General features: G+C 52.3%; 2 rRNA genes (1 of these 2 only partly in view). Both read right to left on the bottom strand.

What is annotated here, in order from left to right:
- A 23S ribosomal RNA gene (locus OCV58_RS00010) occupies positions 1 to 2,150 on the bottom strand; it reaches 767 nt to the left of the window's first position.
- 224 nt (positions 2,151 to 2,374) lie between these two features.
- A 16S ribosomal RNA gene (locus OCV58_RS00005) occupies positions 2,375 to 2,463 on the bottom strand; the annotation flags it as partial.

Raw genomic sequence — 2,463 nt, 5'->3', positions numbered from 1 at the left:
TTCTCAGCCTCCCAACTATCCTGTACATCTCTTACCGGAATCCAATCTCAGGTTACAGTAAAGCTCCATGGGGTCTTTCTGTCCAGTCGCGGGTAACCTGCATCTTCACAGGTACTTCAATTTCACCGGGTCCCTCGTTGAGACAGTGCCCAAATCGTTACACCTTTCGTGCGGGTCGGAACTTACCCGACAAGGAATTTCGCTACCTTAGGACCGTTATAGTTACGGCCGCCGTTTACTGGGGCTTCAATTCTCTGCTTCGCCTTACGGCTAACACGTCCTCTTAACCTTCCAGCACCGGGCAGGTGTCAGCATCTATACGTCAGCTTTCGCTTTAGCAGACGCCTGTGTTTGTGGTAAACAGTCGCTTGGGCCTCTCTTCTGCCGCCTATTCCTGCTCCCTGCGTTTCTGCAGCTCACATACTTTAGGCTATCCTTTTCCCGAAGTTACGGATACATTTTGCCGAGTTCCTTAACGAGGGTTTTCCCGCGCACCTTAGAATTCTCTTCCTGCCTACCTGTGTCGGTTTCGGTACGGGCGCCTGAGTCCTCACTAGAAGCTTTTCTCGACAGCCTAGTTCCTGCCCCTTCGCCATTGTCTCCAATGGCTCCCCATCACTTCTCGGCTTTTAGTATGGCGGATTTGCCTGCCACACAACCTACCAGCTTGGACGTGCTCTTCCAATCGCACGCGCGCATTCCTTTCTGTGTCACTCCTTCGCTCAAACAGACTCCTGCGGTACAGGATTTTCAACCTGTTGTCCATCTCCTACGCGTCTCCGCCTCGGATTAGGTCCCGACTTACCCTGGGTCGACGATCGTTGCCCAGGAACCCTTAGGCTTTCGGTGGAAAGGATTCTCACCTTTCTTTTCGCTACTCATACCGGCATTCTCTCTTCCTGCTTGTCCACCTGTCCTTCCGGTCAGGCTTCTCCCATGCAGGAACGCTCCCCTACCCAAGTATCTTACGATACTTGCCAAAGCTTCGGTTCCGTACTTTAGCCCCGGTCATCTTCGGCGCAGAGTCTCTCGACCAGTGAGCTATTACGCACTCTTTTAATGGTGGCTGCTTCTAAGCCAACATCCTGGTTGTTTTCGAAATTCCACATCCTTCGCCACTTAGTACGGCATTGGGGACCTTAGCTGTTGGTCTGGGCTGTTTCCCTCTTGACTACGGGCCTTATTACTCGCAGTCTGACTCCCATGTATAAGTACAGCCATTCGCAGTTTGATTAAGTTCGGTAGCCGGACAGGCCCCTACCTCGTTCAGTGCTCTACCGCCTGTACTCTTACCATGAGGCTAGCCCTAAAGCTATTTCGGGGAGAACCAGCTATCTCCACGTTCGATTGGCATTTCACCCCTACCCACATCTCATCCAAAAGCTTTTCAACGCTCACTGGTTCGGTCCTCCACACATTTTTACCTGTGCTTCAACCTGGACATGGGTAGATCACTGTGGTTTCGGGTCTACTGCTACCAACTTATCGCCCTGTTCAGACTCGCTTTCGCTTCGGCTCCGCGTTTCCCGCTTAACCTCGCTGGCAACAGTAACTCGCCGGTTCATTCTTCAATAGGCACGCCGTCGCGCATGTAAAGCGCTCCGACTGTTTGTAGACATACGGTTTCAGGTTCTCTTTCATTCCCCTCCCGGGGTTCTTTTCACCGTTCCCTCACGGTACTATTCGCTATCGGTCCATATCAGTGTTTCGCCTTGGAGGGTGGTCCCCCCTGCTTCCCACAAGGTTCCTCGTGCCCCGTGGTACTCTGGATCCTGCTCCATGGTCTTCCTTACGCTTACCGGGCTCTCACCGTCTCTGGCCCAGTTTCCCAACTGGTTCTGCTTCGTCCAACCATTTGTTAGCAGTCCACAACCCCACAGCGGTTTCCCGCTCCGGTTTGGGCTCTGCCCCGTTCGCTCGCCGCTACTGAGGGTATCTCTGTTGATTCCTTTTCCTCCGGCTACTTAGATGTTTCAGTTCACCGGGTTCCCTTCCTTTCGGATGACAGCACTCCTGCTGCCGGGTTTCCCCATTCGGACACCTGCGGGTCAATGGTTACTTGCACCTCACCGCAGCTTTTCGCAGCTTATCGCGTCCTTCTTCGGCTGATATGGCCAAGGCATCCGCCGTACGCCCTTACTTGCTTGACTTTATGTCTTCACCGTTTTTTTCAGAGTTTCTTCGGTTCGTTAAGTCTTTCTCTTTTTCAAAAAAGAGGTTTGTTCGTTTCGTTTTATGCAGTTGTCAAGGTACGGGTCTTTCTCTTTTCTTGAGAGGTTCATGGCCTCTCAAAACTGAACAATGTGTACGTACTCCAGAATGCCGACCTAAAGATTTGCAACGTCTTCCGCAGAATTCGTTACTTCTTCCCTAGAAAGGAGGTGATCCAGCCGCACCTTCCGATACGGCTACCTTGTTACGACTTCACCCCAATCATCGCCCCCACCTTCGACGGCTGGCTCC

The sequence above is a fragment of the Megasphaera stantonii genome, from assembly GCF_025567065.1.
In the GTDB taxonomy this organism is placed as follows: Bacteria; Bacillota; Negativicutes; order Veillonellales; family Megasphaeraceae; genus Megasphaera; species Megasphaera stantonii.
The sequence above is the reverse complement of the archived record's forward strand: the minus strand, read 5'-3'. Positions and strand labels throughout refer to the sequence as shown.